Raw genomic sequence first — 20,718 nt, forward strand, 5'->3', positions numbered from 1 at the left:
GTCCGAATCATCTTTGAGCGTAAAATACCTATAAATCTTACCTGAAATCCCTATTTTCATATTTTCAATATACTGCTCCGAAATTTCCTAAAGATACACTCCATTGATTTATCCACCGTAAAAGAGAGCACTATTATTTGGGCGGATGACGAGAATATGCTGAATTTTGCAATATAGCAGTAGGCTACGCAGCTTGGCCGTTAGAGTCGCCTGAATGCGAAAACCTTGCGCCAGATGCCAGCCCCCCTAAATCGGGTGCGGTCGGTGCTGAAGCGCTGGCACGCTGATTTGTTAACGGTGGCCAAATGAAGTCTCATACTGTGCTTGGGGGACACTAATTAACCACGTCTGTATGAATGCCATTTACATATCTGCTAAAAGACATTGGTATTTCTTAAATGTTTTGCGTTACGCTCTTCTCCGGATCAACCACAAATCATGCGAGACAACGTGGACGAGTTCGACCTATTTGCGGATGATATTGACGAAATTAACACCATCGTCAAAACGCAAGAATCACTGTTTGATACCGAACAGAGATTGGGTGCAATGCTTGACGCCATGCCTATCGGACTTCTCTTTCACACCCAGCAAGGGATACTTTACGCCAATGATCAGGCATGTCATTTATTGCATGCTCAAAAGTCAGGGTTAGTTGGCCGTCATTTTCTTGACTTTGTTCGCGAGGATGAGTTTTCAGCCGTAGATAGCTTGTTGCAATCTGCCTTTTTAGCCGGTCAGAAAGCTGTCGAAAGCGAAAGTGTGATCTCAATAAAGGACCAAGCAAACAGACTGGTCAAGATTACCACTAGCCGGTTGCCTTGGGACGGAACACCAGTGATCCAAATCTTATTTCAAGATATAACAGCCCAAAAGCGGGCGGAGCAATCTTTGCGCAAGCTTTCAATTACCGATGAATTGACCGGTGCCTACAATCGACGCCATGTTTTCTACGAAGCAGAAAGCTATTTACATCAAAAAAGCATGCCACCTGTGACCATCGCAATGTTAGACGTAGATCACTTTAAGTCGATAAATGACACTTACGGTCACGCACTTGGCGATATGGTCCTTAAAGATATCACCAAAATAGCTCACGATTTTGTACCAACAATAAAAAACTGCAATTCAGCTATGTTTGCGCGTATTGGCGGTGAAGAGTTCTTGTTTTTGTTGCCTGGACTCTCAGTGGATGAAGGCGCGGCAGTGGCAGAAGAGTTTAGACAATCCATATTGCGGTTGCGGATACCACAAAAGGACGGGCGGTTGGTCAAGGTAACAGCAAGCTTCGGTGTGGCGGAATATCAACGAGGCGATAATAGCTTTGATCAGCTTTTGAGCCGTGCCGATGATGCGCTATACCGTGCGAAGAATGATGGACGCAATCAGGTTTGCAAAGCAGTGTAAAGCTCCACATATGTCTTTAGTTGAGACTGCGGGAGCCCTACCCCAATTTCTATCTGCACCCATTTGTTGCATGGCCTGTTAAGCAGCTTTGCCGACGTAGTAGCCTTTGCGTAAAGGACTATACTTATGTTTGTCTTAGCCCCCTAAAACTGTGCCATAATTTGATAGAGAATGGAGATCGGATTTATGGCTCGGAAACGTCATTCGGACGAGGATATTTTACGGCTTTTGCGTGAGATCGAAGTACATATCCATAGTGGTATGGATGTTGTTGGTGCGTGTCGAAAGGCAGGTGTTTCAGACAAGACCTATTATGTCTGGCGCAAGAAGTTTGGCGGCATGGGTCGGTCGCAGCTCAGAGAGATGAAGTCGCTGCAAAAAGAAAATGATCGGCTCAAGAAGATTGTGGCTGAATTGGAACTGGATAAGCTGATTTTGAAGGAAAGCCTTGATTTTTTGAAGCCCAAGGTCTGACGAAAGATCAACAACGTCAGGCCGTCATCCATACACGACAGAAACTCAACACATCTGAGCGACGAACGTGCAAAGTGCTGGGTGTCGCTCGTTCCACGCTGAACTACAAACCTACTCAGCAAGATGATGAAGCTTTGCGCTTGGCCATGATTAAATTGGCCAAGCGCTATGGCCGATATGGCTATAGAAAGATTGCGCAGCTCCTTCGTATGGAAGGCTGGAAAGTCAACCACAAGAAAGTAGAGCGATTATGGCGCGAAGAAGGACTGCAGCTACCTCAGCGCCATAAGAAACGTAAAAGGCTTTATCACAAGGACAGTTCCGTCATCAGGTTACGCCCACATCACCAGAACCATATCTGGTCGATTGACTTTGTTCATGACAAGCTCAGCAATGGCAGGAGCTATAAGATGTTGACCGTGATCGATGAATATACGCGAGAAGCCTTGTGTGTTGCCGTGCGGCCAAAAATGAATGCCAATGATGTGTTAGACGTTTTGTTCGATCTGATCCTAAAACGCGGAAAGCCAAAGATTATTCGTTCTGATAATGGTTCAGAGTTCATCGCAAAACAGCTTCAAACATGGCTCAAAAAAGTGGGCATTCAACCCATCCAAATCTACCCAGGCTCACCTTGGGAAAACGGCTATAATGAACGTTTCAATGGAACACTGCGGAACGAAGTGCTCAACGCCGAATGGTTTTGCTCAACAAGACAAGCCCAAACCGCCATCAACATATGGCTCAAACAATACAATCATGTTCGGCCGCACCACGCCCTAAATATGCGACCGCCCATCCCAGAAACCTTAATAGAGAAAGCCAAAATTACTGGCACTGAAAATTGGGGCTAGACAGGGTATTGCCTTCACCAGAAGCAATCTCACCGAAATTCTCTACCAACCAATCATCAAATTCACTCAAATCAATATCGTCTGACATACGGCCCCAAACCCATCAAAAAAACTCATGCCAGTTTGACCAAGGCTCGGCGCGGGTCAAGCCCCTGCCAGGGATCGTCACCCCTATGGGCGGAAATAGGGCTGCGCTTTTGCGCAACTCGGTTCCGTGCCGCAGGCATAGAGCCCGCCCCGACCGGAGGGTAGGGGGCAGCCAACTTCACACTTTAATTAAATAGCAAGGTAAATGAGCAAATAATCAAGGGATTCAAGACTTTAAAAAAACTAGAAGATTATTGTGATGGCGAGAAGAGAACCAAAAACGGGCCTGAATATTGGTCAACGACTTAAGAAGGCTAGAAAACGCTCAGATCGAACACAGGCTGATATAGCAAAAGAGCTCGGGATTTCCATTCCCGCTTATGCCAACTATGAGAACGATATTCGGGTTATTCCGCTGGAAACAGCGATGAAGTTTTGCACGACTTATAAGGTAAATCTGAACTGGCTTGTTTATGGTGTTGAAGAAAACACCCCGTCACTTGACCTGAAGGAAATTGTTCGCGCTTCTGCAAGTGCGCTTTTTGAAGCACTTGAAGCGAGTGGCAAAGAGGTTCCGATTGAGACGATTGCCCGTCAGATTGCGTTTGTTTTTGATCAAAGTGTTGCGCACGGTGAAGATCCACGAGCTGCCGCGCGCAATTTGACAGATCTTCTGGCGTAAAAAGCAGCAAAAGACCGCCAAGAAGCAATCAGGATCAATGGGCCAATTGTTTGCGGGCGCCGCAGGTCAGCCGGTCAAATGATTGGTCATGTCAGCAGCGCGATAGCGCTACCGCTTGCAAGCGAAGTCAGGTTACACAATATTAGCATTAAATTGCGTAGAGTGACCAAAAGGGAAAAGGTCAAATCTGTGAACAGGCTGCTTCTGGCTTTTATCGGTGGATTCTACGGCACAATGTTTGGGCCGATGGCCGGCCCTTTTTTTGTTCTCTATATATTGTTTTTGAAAAGCATATTCCGCGGTATAGGCAGGTCCATTGCTGATTAGCGGCGTATAGCTTAGTTACCAACTGCCTTTTGTTGCCTCTGAATGGTCCGCTGAGGGTCAGTTTCATTTGAGTTTTGATCATTGAGGAAGCTGATTTTATGATAGGGGGCACCACAATTTAGAAGCGCAAGAATCTCGTTCGGCCCAAGAGTGCGGACTTCGATCAATTCTTTCATTGGCTCATAAAGCTCAAGCATCCGCATATAGCGTTCAACCTGTGGTTCACCCTCATTGGCAATGGTATCGTCAAAATAGCAAACCGATTTTTCAACATGAACGATCCAATGTGCAGCAACCACAAATTCTGCTTCGCTCTCATGGTGAAAACCACCAAAGCGAGGATATTTGCCGTACCTTAGATTATTATTGGCAAGCCATATTCGATCGTCAATGTGGAACTTTGAATAGCTAAATTTAATGAAAGACCACATATCCAGGGTCTGTTTGACAAATGAATAAACGTCAGACTTGACGATTTTGTCTAAAGCTTTTGGTTTCATGATTTCCAACATCGCTATAATTATGGGCCATAAAATATCATAAATATTGCCAATTCGCAATTAATATAAAATGTCTAACCTTTGGTATAGGTTTAGTTTTTATTGGAGACCAATTCCACAGTTGGAGATGGAAATGACAGTATCAAGAACAAGAGCATTTTACGGCAAAGGCGTAATTCAGATCAGCCATGTGGAATTCGAATTGAACAATTTCGGTGGTGATCTTGCTATCCATGTTGTCAATGAAACTGAGGACAACGGCAAACAAATCATCTGCTACGCTTTGTTTTACCGGGCACCTAATGGAGATTTTTTTGACATCATTCAGTCGCGAATTTTCAAGCTTAAGACCTTCAAAAAAGTGGAACCTTTGATCAAGTTTTTAGCGTTTAGGCGTGAGCGTCAGTTTCAGTTCCCAGCGCTCATCGCAGACAATGTGATTGAACCGGGAAGCTTAAGATAAAATGCATCAGCCGATTAGGTGTAAGAATGGAGTAAGTTTCCTTGGGCGCTAGGCGCTCAAGGCGTTGATCACTGCGTCAGGGTTTTTCTCAATCACCCGCAAAAGATTGAGGGCAGGGCCGCTCACTGCACGCTGTCCTTGTTCCCATTTGCGGTAACCTGAAAGGCTCACCCCCATAAACATTGCCATTTCTTTTTGGGTAAGCTTAGCCATTTTCCGCACGCGTTTAGGGTCGGGGAAGTTCCTTGTTCTCCCGATAGCCTTGCCATTTTGCATGTCCAATGCTTCTTGCATGGACTTGATGAGGTTTTGTTCAAACTCATTCATCGGTTTGTCTCGCTTTCTTTTTAATCTGTTCCGCCATGTTTTTGACCATCTTCTTTGTTTCCGGGCTTAAATCATCTTGCTGATTTTTGCCGTAAATAAACAGTGCGGTTAGCGGTACATTGTCATCAAAATAAAAATAGATGACCCTTGATCCTCCACGCTTGCCCTTAGACTTTGCCTGGAACCTAAGTTTGCGTACGCCTCCGGTGTCTTTTATGATGTCGCCTGCCGTTGGGTCAGCGGACAATGCAAATAAAAGATCATCCAACTCTTCTGGCGTCAGCAGCTTTTCAGCTTGCTGTATAAATGTCGGTGTTTCTCGTACTGTAATCATGAATTAATATAACCCAATGGGTTAGTCTATTCAAGTCAAATCTGCCTCGCCTTCGAAAATTCTTCCATTCCTCTGGAGAGACGGAAAGCTGACATTCCTCCGGAGCCGACACTTTTTAAAAGATCGGCACGCGCAGCGTAGGGCATCCCGTAGGGATCGAAGCGAAGCGGAGAAGGGCGTAGCCCTTGCCCGTAGCGAGCATGTCGATATCGTTTTAACCGGCAAAGGGGAAAAATGGAGTATTGGCCGAAGGCCAATGCCGTATTGATAATAGAAGATTGTCCGCTGGTTGAGAGCGGTTGAAATTTTGATTTAAAGTTTAAGGATCGGGGAGAATTATTGAGCGATTAGCTCAATAATCTAATGAAATATGTCATCTGATAAGATGTCTGCTCTCTTATTAAATTTGAATCGCTTTTTAGGGGACAATGATGTCTCCTCTAAAACTTCAATACGTTGATCGGTCTCTGAACGCCCCGGCTTGAGCAAAGGCGCAATCAAGTCGGCCGTACGCTTCAGGTCGTGATAGAAGGGTTTGGTTTTCTCAGCAACACGCATCACCAAGCCCACATAAAGACCTCTTCCATTGCGCTTAGTGTGGCAGATCAGGTAACCAAACTGAACAAGGTCCGCAATATAGCGCTGAATGGTCCGAGTTGACCGGTTCATGATATTGGCCAAAGTTGCCTTCGTGGTCTCTGTGATGCCTTCTGTGGCGCAACGGGCATGGATGATTTGCAACAACGCCTTTGCGTTGGGCGTCAATCTCTCATCTCTTGCCGCCGTGGTTGCCATATTGGGTGCATATTGATCTGAAGCGATAGGTTCTTGACGAGCCCAACGCAAAGGCGTGTTCCGGCGCACCGGAAAAGATGGCTTTAGATAAAAGTCTGCGGCTTCATCCAGCATTGCATCTTTGCGCTGTCCGGTGCGCTCGGCGCGTAGCTCAGCCAACAGTGCATCTGCTTGCGCTTCTTCCGGGCTGATCACGCCTTTACCCATAAACTCCATATAGGCGCGAGAACCAAATTGCGGCTTCTTGTAGCCCATCTTCGCCATTTGAGATTGGGTGAACCGGGTTTTAATCCGGCGCTTTGCCGCTTCATATGAGCTTTCAAGTGAGGATAAGAGATCTTGCCCGGGCAAAACAGGTGAGGGGGTCTCTTTTATCGCCGACTTATAATTAGGTGCGATGGTGCTTGGATATGGTCTCATTAACTCTTTCCTCTAAATCTAGAGGCGGACCTAGAAAGCATTTGATAAAGCTGTGCCGTGCCGTGACTTCGGACAACGCTACGGCGCTATTTGAGAAGCGCGCTTATGTCCTTCGCCAAGCTGTGCCAAACAATTTCTTCAGACAATAATCTATCGTTCGCAGAAATTGCGTTTTTTACTTGCCAATGCTGTCGGGAAAATGATAAGACTGGCCTTAACGATCTATGGCATTACGGGATTGCCGTCCCTTTGTCTTATCAAGTCCCCTCGCTAGGTTGCCGCCTCGCGGGGGCTTTGTTTTTTAAGCCGTTAGATTTTCTCCAAAATAGTTCTGTTACACTTGCATAGGCCGAGTCGGGTAACTCTTCCAAAAAGCAACTTGAAATAGAGGAATTGTGCGTAGCCGATATTGCGCGCAGAAATTGCGTTTTTATTCTTGTCAACAATATCGGGAAGTGATAAAACCGTGTCTAACAGTTCAACTGACTTCGGAACGCCAATTCCGTGGTTTTTCAAATCCCTCATAAGGTCCGCCTTGTGGGGGTTTTTGTTTTTTGGGATTATTCCTCTCGAATCGTCCTCATGGTTAATTTATCATACTTACTAGATTCTGTATTTGCCGGGCAATCAGATTACCCGGCAATTTCGTGAATGCGCCTAATGCAAGAGGCCGCAAACCACCTAGTGCATAGTAGGTAGTGAGATGATTAATTGGCGGTTAATTGAGTTTGCTGGCAACAGCTTTGCTACATTGTCTGAAACATCGTGCTTTGACTGAGCGTCTTTCTCGATACGCCATTTGAATTGCCATCGACCGATCTGAACAGTTCCTTGGGAACCTTCATCATTCATCACGCTTAAATTTGAGCTTTCACAATCAGTGATCAATTGTAGTGCAGCACAGATAAATTCCGGCTTACAGTTTGACGCATTCTCATAGCGCAGTGTGCCATTGATTTTGATGCTGTCACATATTTTGTGGACGGCATTGCCAAACTGGCTACGAAACAAATCGTTTATCTGTTTCTCGTTTAGGTTGTGCTGATCGATGCCATTTGTGAATTGATTGAATGGCGTAGTATTAACCATCATTTCCCCACCCCAGGTACTTCTTAAACAATGAATACAACGAGCCTTTCGTTGATCAGGCAGTGACCTGATGCAGCGTTAAGCTCAATAATTTTTGCGTGAAAGATACCGAGTATGACAGTATCGTGGTTGTTGGCCGCAACCCAAGCCGACCACGCTTTCCCCAAAAAGCGCTAAAAACGATAGGGGTAGGTTGCTAATCTTTATTTTTATTCTCTCTATTAAATCAACGATTAAACGCTAATTGTTTTTATTATGTTAATCAAGATTGCATTTCAAGATACATCAAATGAATTAGAAAATTTGGTTAAATGACTAAAACCTGACGTATTTCAAAAATTTAATTCTTATGGTAAAAAAAAGAATCAAAATGCGTTCCTTAGGCTTTGTAAAGGGCGCAATATCATTCCAAAGCAAGTCAAGGCATCCCAACAATGGCCAAAGATCACGCGACCGAAACCTACGGAATTGGTCACATACCTTTCACTTTGCTTAAAGAGCAAATCGATAATGTTGGCGGTGAGATAACCATTAAGGTTATCAAAGTTCTCAATCCTATTGTTCAAGGCAGCAAAAAAGAACTTGGCGAAAAATTAGTTTTTGCAGTTTTTTATAAAAATCCAGACGGCAAATATTTTGATGCGGTGCAAAAGCATGATGGAAAGCGAAAGCTATTTATGGATGCTGAAGTTCTCACATCAACATTGGCTAAAATGCAGCTGTTGGATGACAACATAACTATTCCGTTGCGCACTGAGCAAAACCTTATCCATTTTGATAGCTTAAAATAGCTTCACATGCCCCGGACCTATCCCGGCTGCGCATTCTTTTCGAAAAATGGAGATTGGAATTGTCTTATCTACTCTTTCGCTCCAGATCTATCCATAGCCAGTCTTTACCAACACTGTTAGCAACGGATGGGTTGAATCTGCATTAGCTTGTCTTCCTTTGCTCAACAAATTCTCATTTGATTAGAGTGTGTAGGCACAAGCCTTTTGCCAACGAAATGCTGATTAAAATCGGAAATTAGTTCTCGATCATCTAGCCCCTTTGAGGGCGTTTTTTTATTGATGAGCTATGGCAGTCGGTCGGTGAGCTGCAAGGTGCGCGCCTGATCAAAAATTTCCCCTGGCCTTTGGCCATTCCTCGCGAGCCAAATTTTTTGTCGCTTTCCTCGATTGCGCCAATCGCCCCTTGGGTGCAACTCCCCTCTACCCGTCAGCCCTTTTAAGCACATCAAAAACGCTTACAAAGGAGCAATCAAAATGACCAACGAACCAAACATCATCCGATTTGAAACAGCACAAATCGAAGGCACAAAAGGCAAAGGTCGTCTTGCAACTCTAACTTTCGATGAGAATATTTTTGCTGAGCCAGTCACCAGCGATAATGAGAAAGCGCCAACCCATCAGCTTTTTGCCAACAGCCCTCGGGGCGCCCGGGTTCAAATTGGAGCAATCTGGAAGCGAAAAAATAAGGAAGATAAGCCATACTTCCAAGTCTCAATTCCCCAACTGAATTTCCGCGCCAACTTGGGGAAGGCCGCTGGACAGGATGAAGATGAAGTTCAAGCTATCATCCCCTGGAACAGCTAGGAAGATTGCCAACCGGCTTAGTCGGTTGGCATTACCGCCCGCTGGCAGCTTTCAATTTCAATCCCAAAGGACGTAAGTTTCCTTCTGGATCGACATAGCGATAAATGTTTTGAGGATCTACGTTTAATTCTTTGGCGAGCTTGGTTACGGAAGTTTCGGGGTCACTCATCTTTTGTGAAATCATCAACACATCGTCATAGTCAAAAATTGGCTTTCTACCTCCTTTGCGACCGCGAGCTTTCTTTTTCCTCATATTAGCTTTTTGAATTAAGCTTTTATGGTTTCTGATGGTTTGTTTTAGACCTGCGATCGTTCTCAAGCACGGTGCGTGTTGGCCCGATATTTCGGGCAGCCCCACATTAGCTAAACCGAGTAACTCAACTTCAATTTCACGCTTCTGTAATTCATCCAGCAACTCGATCAAATGATGAATTGATCGGGCAAAATTGTCCAATGACCAGATAAAGAATTTGTCTGTCCTTTGAAGTTCTTCAAGGCATTTTTTTTGCTGGGGTTTGGGAGAATTTGGTTTTGATCCCGTGTCAATAAAAAGCAACTCAGTTCTAATTCCAGCACTTTTGAACAGATCAATTTTGCTTAGTTCATCAGCCTTGCTCTGCCCGTTCGGCATCCAAAAATAGCCGACTTTTCTTGTGTTTTCGATGGGTTTCATTCTCGATTTTCCATTAACCATGCCTCGCTTCTACATCTTACATTTTCCAAACCTTTGTCAAACGTCTTGTAATTTCGTTTTATTTGATTTATGAAAAATTTGTAATCCTTAATCAAAAGTTAACAGGAAAAACTCAAATGAAAAAATTCATCAAACGTTGTGGCCTCGCCGTTTCATCACTAGCTGCGACAGCTATTACTGCTGGTAACGCTTTTGCTGCTGGTACAACAACAATCGAAACTGAATTTACAACCGTGGCCAACGACATGTTGGCATTGGTTCAAGGCTCAGGTGCATTGTTGGTAACAGCGGTTTCACTGGGTATTGCGGCGATTATGTTGATGTTTGGGCAGGGCTGGAAAGGCGTTATCTACGCGTTTGCAGGCAGCTTCATTCTCGGTTCTGGCTTCGCTGTGATGACTGGCATCTCAGGTGCAACAGCGACGACAGCTCTGCTTGGTTTTTAATCAAAACAAGTTTTGTGCGCTCGTTTTCGCGGGCGCACTTTTTTGGAGGGCATATGGAAGTCAAAATCGAGCAACGTTTGCAAGACCCGCCGCGCTTCTTGTTCCTACCAATGGACGAAGCAATTGCGTTGGGAATGCCCATTTGTTTAGGCGCAATGTCCCAACAATTCATACTAGGTGCGCTCATTGCAGTGATTTTTTGGTTCCTTTGGAAAAAAGTGAAGGGTGAGGGCAGCACCGAGGATTTGCTCACCATCACATATTGGTATTTTCCCAATTTTATCAGCATTTATCCCACATTTCCGGACAGCGCCATTGATCGCTGGGAAGGCTAATAATGGACGTTCTAGTTCTCCAAAAAAGATTACATTCAGCCCAATGGGGTAGAACGATTTTTGTCGTTCTTTTTGCATTTATGGTCGCAGTGAACGGACTGTTGGCATTTAAGCTTTTCAATACCAGCAATCAAGTCGTCCTTATTCCCACGTCCATTACAGATGGCATGGTTGCAAGAGGCGCCGTTGATGTCCGTTATTTAGAAGCCGTTGCACTTGATGCTGCTTATGGTCTTTATAACACATCTCCAAACAACCTAAATTATGGTCGCAATGTTATTGAGCGGGTGTCATCAGTTGCACACCGCGGACGGTTGCTTGAGCTGTATGATGAAGTTGCCAAAGACATTAAGAAGCGCGACATTTCTACTGTTTTTGAACCGCATACAATCGAACACAACTTTGACGACAAAACTCTCGTTATCAAAGGTCAGTTAGAAACCTACCTAAACAGCAAATTAGTCAGCACCGAGCCTCGGTGGATCTTCATGAGTTTTGTCATTGAAGCTGGCTCAGTTCGTCTCGCCAAAATTAGTAAATTGGAGGTCACACAATGACCCGTCGTTTAGCGCAAATATGGAAATTTGCAGCAGCAACTATGGCACTTGTCCTTGTGACTGGGCTTATTGCGTCGGTTTCAACCCCTGCGCTTGCTTCACAAGCACGAGTTGTTGAGGCAGATGGAAGTGTTACATTTTATGCCTCTACGACTTCTGTCACGCGGATTTCCATTAAAGATGGACGCATCCGCAGCATCATCAATGACACTACTCAATTTGAAATGAAAAATGACGAGAAAACCGGCGATGTTTTCTTGCGTTTTTCTGGCGAACAAGCGGAACGTGAATCGGGATTTATTGTTACCGAAGAAGGCTTGACCGTCAGCTACACGCTAATTCCGAAAAGTGGAACCGTTGCTCCGGTCATTCTTGATGTTCAAAGCAATCAGGTCACTTCAGGTGGAGATGTTAGCGCCCAAGCATTTGGTACTGGATCAGATGACATTGCACTTACCATGACTGATGTGATCCGCAGCGTCGCGAATGCGCACGTAATCGGAGTAAAACCCAAAGGTAAAAACAACAAAATCTACAAGTCGGTAATTCACGGCAATTGGAAGGCGCACATTCTGGTGGCCGTTGCTGATGCAAATGGTCGGCTGGTTAAAGAGCAGGATTTTATCAAACCCAAGACAGCCGTTCGTTCTGTTTGGATTCAAAACCCATCACTTGGACCAAATGAAGCCACATTTGTAATCGTTGTGGAGGCAAAATAATGGCCGCTCTTTCCAGAAAAGCTCAGCAAGGTCTTATCCTCGGATTAGGCGCACTGGCAATCTTGATTGTCACCTATGTGATGATGACATTTCTAACCCCAAAACCAACGTCAGCTTTGGGGTCAACTCGCAGTGATCCTGAACTTGATTTCACAATTGTAAAGGATCGCACTTCTGCTGCCGCACCAGAAATGACCTGGGTAACCAAAAGTGAGGAAGAGATTAATGAGCTAAAGAAGCTGGTCGATAATCTCAGTACATCGCTGGAAGTCCAACAGCAAACATATCAAGCGCAGATCACAAAACTTCAATCGGAGTATGATGAAACGCTGCTTCAAGCTGCTACCAAAATTGCTCAACTTGAAGAAAAAGTAGATGCAACAAGTCAACAGCAAAAGGTAGCCGGCGCTGATTTGGATTTGCCGGATTATTCAAGTACCGGTTCTGAGTTTATCAAAAAGCGTTCTGGCTCAAGCATTGTTTCAACACCGTCTAACAGTGGAGTTCAACGGCAAAATACAGCCAATAACAAAGGCGAAATTTCCAATCTCCCCGCGCCCCGTCCGTTTGGCCAAACGTTCGCACTTGCATCAAATAAATCTGAAGGCTCCGCGAAGGTACGTAATACCCTTAAGAATTATATTCCTGCGGGTTCGTACGCGCCAGCCTTGGTTCTGTCCGGTGCTGATGCGGCTACAAATGTATCTGATCGCGAAAATCCAATTCCAGTTCTATTCCGCATTACTGGTCCAGCTGTAACGGCAGGTCGAAAGGGTAAAGGCGCAAAAATTGATATTGAAGGCTGTACAGTTCAAGGCTCCGCCGTTGGCGACCTGTCCTCTGAACGTGTTCGAGTTCGGCTAATATCAATGACCTGCATTAAGTCAGGTCATGAGGTTATTGAAACTGCCATTTCTGGCTACATGACATCATCAGGCAAAGCCGGCGCGCGTGGTCAGGTTGTCTCCCGCGAAGGTGGCTTAGTGACAAACGCTGCAATCGCTGGCGCGTTAGATGGCCTAGCTGGCATTTCAGAAAAGATGTCGGGCGCGGGCGATGCTGAAAGTGTTGCTGATCTGACCAGCATGGCAACTCGAGCTGCAACCGCAGCTGGTGCAGGTGGCGTCAAAGAAGCTGCTTCCACTCTTTCCGAATATTACATCAGCCGCGCAGAGCAATATCAGCCTGTGATCTCCCTTTATGGCGGGACGAAAGTTGAATTGGTCTTTATGGAAGGGATTTCTCTAAAATGAACATGAGCATTGTAAAAGCTGCCTCTACTCTCGGCGCAATCATTATTTTGTCAGGTTGCGCGTCCCTTGGCGCGAACACCGAAAAGGATTTCTTGTGTGAGGCACAAATCGGTTCGCCTTGCACATCTATTTCAGCTGTAGACGGCACAACAAGCGCTGCAATTATCCCGATTTCTGAAAAGGAAGAGGACAGCATCATGGCTTCTCTTAATTCTCAGGGACTTTCGGAGAAAGAAAAAACCGGTATCTCTAGTTATGGATCGTACTCCTATGACGGGTCCAGATATCGCGTTGCTGAAACAATCAGTAAGCTTTGGATCGCACCTTATCTTGATGAAAACCAAATCCTTCATGAGGGCCGATATGTTCACTTTGTCCTGACGGAAGCCCGTTGGGTTCGTCGATAGGTGATCATCATGAAAGCCCTCAAGGATCTCATAAACTCTCTTTTTGCAGATGATGATTTTGACGATATTGACGATCAGGTTTTTGATCATGCCGCATTGTCCAGGCTGCTGCCGTATCGTGTTTTTGACAGCAAAGAACACCTATATCACAACGCTAACTCGACAGGTTTCATTCTTGAAATCGTTCCCCAGTTAAGCACGGAAGATATTGTCGCAAATCTACATTCTGCGATTAGTACGGCCATGCCTGCAAATTCAGGCATTCAATTTATTAACTGGACCTCTCCAAACATTCGGCCTCAACTTGATGAATGGGCCATGGAGCGCGTTGCTGGCGGCGAGTTGATCGAACGACTGACAAGCTCGCGTATCGAGCATGTGATGAATCTTCGCTTTGGTACAGATCAACTGAAAAAGGCAATTCCACTAAAGCGCCGAGTGTTTATTACTGGTTGGACCGAAGGTGACGCATCGTTTTCTTCGATTGCGGCCCTCAAGTCTTTTAGGAAAGCGATCGCTGGTGCAGTAGATGTTGATGAGTGGTCATCCAACTTACAGCCAGTCGAACTGCTCTCACTTCTTCAAGAGATATTCAACGCAACTCAATGGGGTAGAACCGACAACGCGACGTATACCTCTGAGCTTCCGTTAAACCAGCAGCTGCCTGGTGCTTCAGTGATTGTAAAACCGGCATATATGGCACTTCCGGGCGAGACCCCATTGGTAGTGAACGTTTCCTCAATTTCAAAGTTTCCTAACGAGTGGTACAGCTCACTAGGACTGCTGTTATTTGGCGATCCTGATCGAATTACAGACCGGCCACATGGACCAACTCTTACCACTCTTAGCGCCGTTGGCATTGGTAAAGAGAAAACGCAAACCAATCTCGTAAAGCAAATCATGCTTATGGACCGTGCCCAAAAAACGGGCATGAACAAGTTCGTAAATGACTTCCAAGGCAAGTATGATGAAATTGCAAACTTGCAACGTGAAACAGATTCCTCTGAGCGCATGTTCGAGACCTCTTTCACAGTAGCTGCCTTTGCAAAAGGCGAAGCGGAAGCGGCAATGGCTGCTGGCCATGAAATGGCAAAAATTTATCGACGCCCAGAATTCACACTTCGTCATGAGAAATATCTTCAATTACCAATGTTTCTTGGGGCACTTCCACTTGGGATGACCCAAAAGCATATGAATTCCTATCGCTCGCTGATGCGTATGCGCTTGTTAAAGGGGAAAGCTGTCTCAGCACTGGCGCCTCTGCAAGGAGAATTTGTGGGCAATAGTGCTGGTGCAGGAGTGTTGTTGCTTGGGCGACAGGGTGAGGTGTTTAAATATAGCAATTATGTGAGTGAAGGTAACTATAACGTTGCCGTTGTCGGCAAATCAGGTGCCGGTAAATCGGTGTTCATGCAAGAGCTAATTACCTCAATCTACGCGAATGGTGGTCGCGCTTTGGTGATTGATGATGGTTACTCTTTCAAAACCACTTGTGAGATTCTTGGTGGCAAACATATCGCATTTGATGGTTCGACAAACCTGAAGCTAAATCCTTTCACCATGCTCGATCAAGAGCATATGAAAAGCGACGAGTATCGTGCTGAGGCGGCAAATCTTATTGCCCAAGTCGTCAGTTCAATGGTGAACCTCGGTGTTCAAAAAGAAGGACGTGTGGAAGGTATTGAAGAAGAAGCGATCCAAAATGCAATTTTGCAAGTGTGGGATCAAAAAGGCCCCGAAGGTGAAATCACTGATGTTTTTGAAGTCATTCAACAGATGTCCGGTGATGATGATCGCCTACTTGATGTCTGCCGAAAGCTAAAAGCGTTTTGTAGGGGTGGCCAGTATGGCAGCTACTTTGCCGGCCCCTCTAACATTACGATTGATAGCCCATTTACAGTTGTAGAGATGTCAGACATCAAGACACAACCTGCCTTAGAACAAGTGGTTATGCAGATTATCATGTTCCTGGGCACAGAATTGATGTTCAAGACTGATCGACAAACGCAAGTCGCCATTTTGATCGATGAAGCATGGGATATGCTGAAGGGGAATGGCACTGACAAATTCATTGAAGGTGTTGCCCGCCGCGCGCGTAAATATAGTGGCGCATTGATTACTGGCACACAAAGCCTTGATGATTACACTGCGACCCCCGCAGCTGAAGCTTGTATTCAAAACAGCGACTGGCTGGTCATGATGGCCCAAAAACCAGAAACAATCGACAAGTTTATGTCATCAGACAAGCTGTCGATCGATAGTGGTTTTGCACGTCGCCTTAAGACGATCACCTCAGTTCCAGGCTCTTTTTCCGAGATGGCCATTAAAGGCCCATCAGGATGGTTTTTTGGTCGGCTTCTCCTCGATCCCTTTTCGCTAGCTGTCTACTCATCAAAAGGGTCAACCGTACAAAAGCTTAAACAGCGCCAAGCTGCGGGAATGACCACTGTGGAAGCAATTGAGGACATGGTGAAAATGGGAGATGTCTCGTAATGAAAAAAGCGTACTGGATAGGTGGAGCATTTTTGGGACTTTGGGCTGCCGTGATGATCAACGTCGCGACACTCAATTTTTTTGGACTGTTAGATCCCGCACCTAAAACACTGATCATTGACGCAAACAAAGTTGTGAAAATCTTTATTGAAGAACGGGGCAATAACTTTTCGGATGAACAGTTGAAGAATGCCATTCTCGTCTTTGATGAGATTGTGACAGCTCAGGCAAATCGAATTCATCAAGAGACCGGAAATGTAATTGTCAACGGCAACCACATTTTGGCAGGGGGACAAGATGTGAGCGACGAATTTGCACAACGGGTCATTGAGCAATGGGATTTGATTCAATGAACCGGAAAAAAGTTGTCGAATATGGTGCAATTTTTGCTGTTCTAGGTTTAGCAGCAATGATCATTGGGCACACCTCAATTGTAATCAATGGAACCAATAGTTTGCCGCACAATGGCTATATCATGTGGCGAACTCCTCATCTACTTCAAACAGGCCGTTATGTTGCGTTCGACACCCCGGAAATTTTAAAAAATAAGTTTGAGGGTATCTCGTTTGTCAAAAGAGTTGTCGGGATGCCTGGCGACACTATTTCAAGTGATAGCGCGTCTGTTTGCATAAATGGTCAATGTCGAGAGCTTCAAAAGGAATTGGTTGAGGCAGGCTATCGTGAGCTGCCATCGGGGCCAATTCCCGAAGGATATATCGCTGTTTTTGGTGACGCGATTAACAGTCTTGATAGCAGATATGAAGTGATCGGGCTCATTTCAGTTTCTAAAGTCCAAGCTGTTGGCTGGCCTTTGAAACTCCCTCATTGGAAGGAGCTTAAGCAATGGTTCGATCAATAATTGTCTCTATTTTATTGATGTCAGTTTTGACAGGAGCAAGTCTTTCCAAAGACCTCGGCCGTCATGGCCCAATGTGGGAAATTGCTGAACCTTCAATTCTTGATCTGATTAAAGCGCGTCTTGGTGAAATGGAAGCTTCTGGCGAACTGGATGCCATGAAAAAGGACATGCAGGACAAGACCCGCGCTTATGTGAATAGGCCGCGTCCCGTCCAAGGTCTTTCGCTGGCAACAGAGCCTAGAGCTTTTGAGGTGGATTTATCAATCACACTTTCACGCGATCTTGCGGACCATCAAGGCCGTGTTTTTGCGCGGGCAGGGACGGTTATCAATCCACTTGAATACTCCGTGTTCAATAAACGCATTGTCATGTTTGATGGTGATGATCCAGAGCAAGTTGAGTTTGCCCTTTCTGAAGGCAATGAGCTTGATACCCTCTTGGTTCTCACCAATGGCGCCCCGCTTGAGCTGATGCGTAAGCACGGCCGGCGTTTTTATTTTGATCAAGACGCGCAAATGGTCACCCGTTTTGAAATCAAACGCATCCCAAGTGTGATTAGGCGCGGCGCGCGGCACATGATTGTTGAAGAAGTGCCGGTATGGGAGATTGAAGAATGAGAAATTTCCGCATCCTTTTGGCGACAATTATTCTCACGTTGGGATTCTCAACAGCGGCCTATGCAAAGTGCAATGCAAAATTCCTAAATCCTCTGACCGAGGTATGTTGGGATTGCATTTTTCCAATCTCCATTGGTGGCCTTTCAATGTTCACCAATCGACCAGATACACAAAACCAAGCCTTTCCATTTTGCATGTGTTGGAAGGGTGCTTTGCCATATATCGGTTTGTCAATCGGTCTATGGGAACCTGCTCGGCTAGTCGATGTCGCCAATGAGCCAGGTTGTTTTGTAAATATCGGCCTTGATATGGATTTTGGTCTGTTTGCTGCGGGCACAAGCACCGCAACAGGCAGTAATGGGGCGGAAAATGGTTCTGCCTGGCAGGCCCATTATTACTACTACCCGCTAATCAGTTGGCTCGGTACTGTTGTTGACGGGCTTTGCCTCGAAACTACAGCCTTTGACGTTGCTTATATCAGCGAGATTGATCCTCTTTGGAACAATGTTGAGCTGAATAATTTGCTCAATCCTGAGGCCATATTGTTCTCAAATACCATCGCACAAGCTGCGTGCGCGGCTGAATGTGCGGTGGCTTCAAGTGGCAATCTTTCTATGGACCTCTTGTTTTGGTGCAATGGCTGTCAGGGGTCAGTTTATCCCATCGCGGGCGAAGTAAACTCTTCATATGGTGGTGTGATGTCCAGTCAGTCAGTTGCAACACGACTGACTGCACGAATGCACCGATTGTTGTTGGCACAAAAAACCGCATCAAATCCGACAAGCTGTTTTCCAACACCAGCACCAATCATCCCCAAAAGCCAATATCGGCAGCAAATCACGCGCCCAATCGCAAATACCGCTGGACGCTATGCGTGTGCGCCAATGGGGTCATCTACTCAATATGTCGATACTTTCCGCGAATTTCCATTCAAAGGCGAAAGCTTTGGCTGGTTGCTATGGAGGAAGAGAAATTGTTGCGCCATCTAATTGAAAAAACCGTTTTGGTTGCATTGACCACTTTTTCCATTGGCTTGCCTGCCTTCTCTCAAGAAGAGCAGGTATTGGAGTTTGCGCCAGGTGCGCAAGGCGACATTAAGCCATCCATTATGCAGATGCTTGATAACTCCAAAAAACTTGGCGAAGCATGGAAAGATCAACTTAACATTCAAAAAGCTGATGATTTCGGCGTCAAACTGAATGTTGATGATTTGCGCACACGCGCACTTAATAACCCGCGCGTCCGGGCGTTGTTGGATGCTGACGGTGGCGAAGCTTCAGGGGAGGCCGAACGTCAACGCTACGACAACCAGCGGGTCTTTTTGTTTTTGAGCTTTTCGATGCCCGAACAAGTTCTCCATACCGCAATGATTGAGGCCAAAAGATTTGACGTGCCAATCATCATGCGCGGTTTCGTCAACAACTCTGTTTTTGACACGCAAACAGCCATTCAACGTGTCTTTAAAGATGACGCTGCAAGCATTGGGTATGGAATTGATCCAACAATGTTCACGCGGTTCAACATCAACGCAGTCCCACAGATCGTTGTTGTCACAGATCAGCTAGATGTCTGCGAAACCCAAGGTTGCGAGCTTGATGTGCCGCCGCCACATGACAAAATCGCGGGCAATATTCCAATTGAAGCCGCATTAGAAATTGTGGCTCGTGGTGGTGGCGAAGCTTCGGAAGTTGCGGCAAAACTTTTGGAAGATAAGCGATGAAAAAAATCCCGCTATCTCTTCTCATTTGTCTGATGGTTGGTGCATCCGGTGCAGCCAATGCACAATCAATGCGTGACCGCGTTCAAGACAATATTGATGCGATGCCATCCATCGAAGGCATTTTTACGCAAGAAAATGTTGAAAATACAGTCGTGCCATATGAGACAAACCGTCCTCCTGAAGCCGATTATAATCACAATGATTTTGATCGGTTGGAACTCGAACAACAATACCAAGATGATGCGACAGGCCAAGCATGGACGACAATGAAGGACAGCGCCACAGGGCGCCCTTCAATTGATTTGGGTGATGATCCTTTGTCTCTGGCAGATGATGCCGTTGAACAAGCTGACAGCGTTGTAGGTGGCTTGTTCTCTTCTGGTGGTGGTGTTTGCTCAGACGAGTTTCAAGGCGGAAGTTTCCAAGGTACTCAATTTTGCCGAAAGATCCTTTCGCGCACTTATGAATCTTGTCAGCAAGATCGTGTGATTTCAGTTGATCGCGAAGATGATTGGCAATGCTCTACCGAGACACGCAACTATCGCAAAAACTGCACCCGCAATGTCAATTGGGTTTGCACAGGCACAACAGGAGCAACATGTCGCAAATCCAAGGTCATTGTTTCAAGCGCCACAAATTCTTGGAACTCTGCCGGGACAGATATTACCGTCACGATGCCTGTTCGCTCGAACGGCACATGCAACATTAAGACCGACACATTTTATGTCCAAGCGCGCCAAGGCGTAAATCTTTCGACTTTGGAACTGTCACGTCTACGCTTCAACGGCGTTGCTCAAATCAAGGTCAATGGCTCCATTGTTTGGACCTACAGTAAGAGTGGTGGCGATTTGAACGTTCGTGACCGTGATTGCGGAAAAAACTGCACGGCTAAAGCAATCTATGCGGGCAGTACGTGGGTCGAAGATTGTACGAGCTCAAGGCGTGATCAATATCCACGCCATTCAATCCGTACAGCGGTAAATGTGCCAAACATCGGACCTTCAACGGAGAGTGGCACAACAATCACATTGCCTCTTTCCGGTGTCAGCAACAATTTGCGCATCGATGTCGTGCGCGGCAACACGAGTGAAAGCGCCACCTATATGAATATCGGTGTGAACGGCTCTTGTTGTTCTGCATTTTCAGGAACGGTGGAGGGATCATGCTAAGATTGATCTTCTCCACTATTGCAATTTTGCTCAGTGTTGAATTCGCCAGCGCCGACACATGCGCGCAGGCTGTTCAAACATGTTCATCTCGTTCA

At 45.7% G+C, this 20,718-nt stretch carries 24 protein-coding genes and 1 pseudogene; 19 read left to right on the top strand and 6 right to left on the bottom strand.

Annotation, left to right across the window (positions count from 1 at the left end):
- Positions 1-450 precede the first annotated feature (450 nt).
- The 3 genes and pseudogenes from MXMO3_RS17275 to MXMO3_RS17285 all read left to right on the top strand — a co-directional run bounded on the left by MXMO3_RS17275 (position 451) and on the right by MXMO3_RS17285 (position 3,504).
- On the top strand, positions 451-1,407 hold the full coding sequence (locus MXMO3_RS17275) for a sensor domain-containing diguanylate cyclase (protein ID WP_162889351.1): 957 nt from the start codon (positions 451-453) through the stop codon (positions 1,405-1,407).
- 186 nt (positions 1,408-1,593) lie between these two features.
- Positions 1,594-2,735, top strand: a pseudogene (locus MXMO3_RS17280) (IS3 family transposase).
- A gap of 346 nt (positions 2,736-3,081) precedes the next feature.
- Complete coding sequence (locus MXMO3_RS17285) at positions 3,082-3,504, top strand: helix-turn-helix domain-containing protein (RefSeq protein ID WP_117396941.1); 423 nt, start codon at positions 3,082-3,084, stop codon at positions 3,502-3,504.
- A 338-nt stretch (positions 3,505-3,842) separates the two neighbouring features.
- On the opposite strand, the gene MXMO3_RS17295 is transcribed toward MXMO3_RS17285, so the two are convergent.
- Positions 3,843-4,331: a YfbU family protein gene (locus MXMO3_RS17295; protein ID WP_162889352.1), complete on the bottom strand. Its 489-nt coding sequence runs from the start codon at positions 4,329-4,331 to the stop codon at positions 3,843-3,845.
- Positions 4,332-4,464: 133 nt separating this feature from the next.
- On the opposite strand from MXMO3_RS17295, the gene MXMO3_RS17300 reads away from it, so the two are divergent.
- Positions 4,465-4,794 carry a hypothetical protein gene (locus tag MXMO3_RS17300; protein WP_117396944.1) on the top strand — a complete coding sequence of 110 codons (330 nt, stop codon included), beginning with the start codon at positions 4,465-4,467 and terminating at the stop codon, positions 4,792-4,794.
- Between the two features lie 48 nt (positions 4,795-4,842).
- Here the strand turns inward: MXMO3_RS17300 and MXMO3_RS17305 are convergent, their stop codons facing one another.
- From MXMO3_RS17305 to MXMO3_RS17325, 4 genes are all read right to left on the bottom strand, one after another.
- A complete protein-coding gene (locus tag MXMO3_RS17305; RefSeq protein ID WP_117396945.1) occupies positions 4,843-5,121 on the bottom strand; it encodes a helix-turn-helix domain-containing protein in 279 nt (92 codons plus the stop codon).
- Positions 5,114-5,455, bottom strand: coding sequence for a type II toxin-antitoxin system RelE/ParE family toxin (locus tag MXMO3_RS17310; protein WP_117396946.1), 342 nt, complete (start codon positions 5,453-5,455; stop codon positions 5,114-5,116). Before MXMO3_RS17310 ends, MXMO3_RS17305 begins: the two co-directional genes overlap by 8 nt.
- Positions 5,456-5,815: 360 nt before the next feature.
- A complete protein-coding gene (locus tag MXMO3_RS17315) occupies positions 5,816-6,670 on the bottom strand; it encodes a helix-turn-helix domain-containing protein (protein WP_245985874.1) in 855 nt (284 codons plus the stop codon).
- Positions 6,671-7,351: 681 nt separating this feature from the next.
- Entirely contained in the window at positions 7,352-7,762 is a 411-nt protein-coding gene (locus MXMO3_RS17325) for a hypothetical protein (protein WP_117396948.1), read from the bottom strand.
- A gap of 431 nt (positions 7,763-8,193) precedes the next feature.
- Between MXMO3_RS17325 and MXMO3_RS17330 the strand changes: the two genes are divergently transcribed.
- Positions 8,194-8,550 (top strand): hypothetical protein, encoded by a 357-nt coding sequence (locus tag MXMO3_RS17330; RefSeq protein WP_117396949.1) that lies wholly within the window; start codon positions 8,194-8,196, stop codon positions 8,548-8,550.
- Between the two features lie 474 nt (positions 8,551-9,024).
- Entirely contained in the window at positions 9,025-9,354 is a 330-nt protein-coding gene (locus MXMO3_RS17335) for a DUF736 domain-containing protein (RefSeq protein WP_117396950.1), read from the top strand.
- Positions 9,355-9,385: 31 nt separating this feature from the next.
- Here MXMO3_RS17335 and MXMO3_RS17340 read toward each other — a convergent pair whose 3' ends face one another.
- A complete protein-coding gene (locus MXMO3_RS17340; RefSeq protein WP_162889353.1) occupies positions 9,386-10,027 on the bottom strand; it encodes a recombinase family protein in 642 nt (213 codons plus the stop codon).
- 137 nt (positions 10,028-10,164) lie between these two features.
- On the opposite strand from MXMO3_RS17340, the gene MXMO3_RS17345 reads away from it, so the two are divergent.
- Genes MXMO3_RS17345 through MXMO3_RS17405 form a run of 13 tightly spaced genes read left to right on the top strand, consistent with a single transcriptional unit; the run spans position 10,165 to position 20,623 of the window.
- The gene (locus MXMO3_RS17345; RefSeq protein ID WP_117396952.1) at positions 10,165-10,494 is read left to right on the top strand and encodes a hypothetical protein; all 330 of its coding nucleotides are present in this window, start codon (positions 10,165-10,167) and stop codon (positions 10,492-10,494) included.
- A gap of 53 nt (positions 10,495-10,547) precedes the next feature.
- Positions 10,548-10,829: a type IV conjugative transfer system protein TraL gene (gene traL, locus MXMO3_RS17350; protein WP_117396953.1), complete on the top strand. Its 282-nt coding sequence runs from the start codon at positions 10,548-10,550 to the stop codon at positions 10,827-10,829.
- 2 nt (positions 10,830-10,831) lie between these two features.
- A complete protein-coding gene (locus MXMO3_RS17355; protein ID WP_117396954.1) occupies positions 10,832-11,386 on the top strand; it encodes a TraE/TraK family type IV conjugative transfer system protein in 555 nt (184 codons plus the stop codon).
- On the top strand, positions 11,383-12,105 hold the full coding sequence (locus MXMO3_RS17360) for a TraK domain-containing protein (RefSeq protein ID WP_117396955.1): 723 nt from the start codon (positions 11,383-11,385) through the stop codon (positions 12,103-12,105). Before MXMO3_RS17355 ends, MXMO3_RS17360 begins: the two co-directional genes overlap by 4 nt.
- Positions 12,105-13,358, top strand: a complete 1,254-nt coding sequence (locus MXMO3_RS17365; RefSeq protein WP_117396956.1) for a TraB/VirB10 family protein — start codon at positions 12,105-12,107, stop codon at positions 13,356-13,358. Before MXMO3_RS17360 ends, MXMO3_RS17365 begins: the two co-directional genes overlap by 1 nt.
- Positions 13,355-13,765: a type IV conjugative transfer system lipoprotein TraV gene (traV, locus tag MXMO3_RS17370; protein ID WP_117396957.1), complete on the top strand. Its 411-nt coding sequence runs from the start codon at positions 13,355-13,357 to the stop codon at positions 13,763-13,765. Before MXMO3_RS17365 ends, traV begins: the two co-directional genes overlap by 4 nt.
- 9 nt (positions 13,766-13,774) lie before the next feature.
- Positions 13,775-16,258: a TraC family protein gene (locus tag MXMO3_RS17375; RefSeq protein WP_162889354.1), complete on the top strand. Its 2,484-nt coding sequence runs from the start codon at positions 13,775-13,777 to the stop codon at positions 16,256-16,258.
- Positions 16,258-16,611: a hypothetical protein gene (locus MXMO3_RS17380; protein WP_117396959.1), complete on the top strand. Its 354-nt coding sequence runs from the start codon at positions 16,258-16,260 to the stop codon at positions 16,609-16,611. The genes MXMO3_RS17375 and MXMO3_RS17380 overlap by 1 nt, the downstream gene beginning before the upstream one ends.
- Positions 16,608-17,117, top strand: coding sequence for a S26 family signal peptidase (locus MXMO3_RS17385; RefSeq protein WP_162889355.1), 510 nt, complete (start codon positions 16,608-16,610; stop codon positions 17,115-17,117). The genes MXMO3_RS17380 and MXMO3_RS17385 overlap by 4 nt, the downstream gene beginning before the upstream one ends.
- Complete coding sequence (traW, locus tag MXMO3_RS17390; protein ID WP_117396961.1) at positions 17,102-17,734, top strand: type-F conjugative transfer system protein TraW; 633 nt, start codon at positions 17,102-17,104, stop codon at positions 17,732-17,734. The genes MXMO3_RS17385 and traW overlap by 16 nt, the downstream gene beginning before the upstream one ends.
- A complete protein-coding gene (locus MXMO3_RS17395; RefSeq protein ID WP_117396962.1) occupies positions 17,731-18,723 on the top strand; it encodes a TraU family protein in 993 nt (330 codons plus the stop codon). The genes traW and MXMO3_RS17395 overlap by 4 nt, the downstream gene beginning before the upstream one ends.
- Positions 18,711-19,454, top strand: a complete 744-nt coding sequence (gene trbC / locus MXMO3_RS17400) for a type-F conjugative transfer system pilin assembly protein TrbC (protein ID WP_162889356.1) — start codon at positions 18,711-18,713, stop codon at positions 19,452-19,454. The genes MXMO3_RS17395 and trbC overlap by 13 nt, the downstream gene beginning before the upstream one ends.
- The gene (locus MXMO3_RS17405) at positions 19,451-20,623 is read left to right on the top strand and encodes a hypothetical protein (RefSeq protein WP_117396964.1); all 1,173 of its coding nucleotides are present in this window, start codon (positions 19,451-19,453) and stop codon (positions 20,621-20,623) included. Before trbC ends, MXMO3_RS17405 begins: the two co-directional genes overlap by 4 nt.
- Positions 20,624-20,718 lie beyond the last annotated feature (95 nt).

The organism is Maritalea myrionectae (genome assembly GCF_003433515.1).
Taxonomy (GTDB): Bacteria; Pseudomonadota; Alphaproteobacteria; order Rhizobiales; family Devosiaceae; genus Maritalea; species Maritalea myrionectae.